1 protein-coding gene is annotated in these 521 nt (G+C 67.8%); it reads left to right on the forward strand.

Annotation, left to right across the window (positions count from 1 at the left end; translation table 11 throughout):
• On the forward strand, window positions 1-521 hold a 521-nt coding region (locus SCWH03_RS28315; RefSeq protein WP_173267783.1), incomplete at both ends, for a beta-ketoacyl synthase N-terminal-like domain-containing protein.

Raw genomic sequence — 521 nt, forward strand, 5'->3', positions numbered from 1 at the left:
CGGGTGGGGTCGCGAGCCCCGAGGAGTTGTGGGACCTGGTGGCGGACGGTACCGATGCGATCAGCGGCTTTCCGACGAATCGGGGGTGGGACCTGGATGCGCTGTATCATCCGGACCCCGATCACGCCGGTACGTCGTATACGCGTTCCGGTGGTTTTCTGCACGATGCCGACCTGTTCGATCCCGAGTTCTTCGGTATGTCCCCGCGTGAGGCGCTGGCGACCGACGCCCAGCAGCGGCTGCTGCTGGAGGCGGCCTGGGAGGCGCTGGAGCGCACCGGTGTCGACCCGGTGTCGCTGCGCGGCAGCCGCACCGGCGTGTTCGCAGGCGTCATGTACAACGACTACTCCCTGATGCTCTCCGGTGACACCGAGGGCTACCAGACCACCGGCGGCTCACCGAGTGTGGTCTCGGGCAGGGTGTCGTACACGTTCGGTTTCGAGGGGCCGGCGGTCACGGTCGACACGGCGTGTTCGTCGTCGCTGGTGGCGATGCATTGGGCGATGCAGGCGCTGCGCGGT

The organism is Streptomyces pacificus, from assembly GCF_011766325.1.
In the GTDB taxonomy this organism is placed as follows: Bacteria; Actinomycetota; Actinomycetes; order Streptomycetales; family Streptomycetaceae; genus Streptomyces; species Streptomyces pacificus.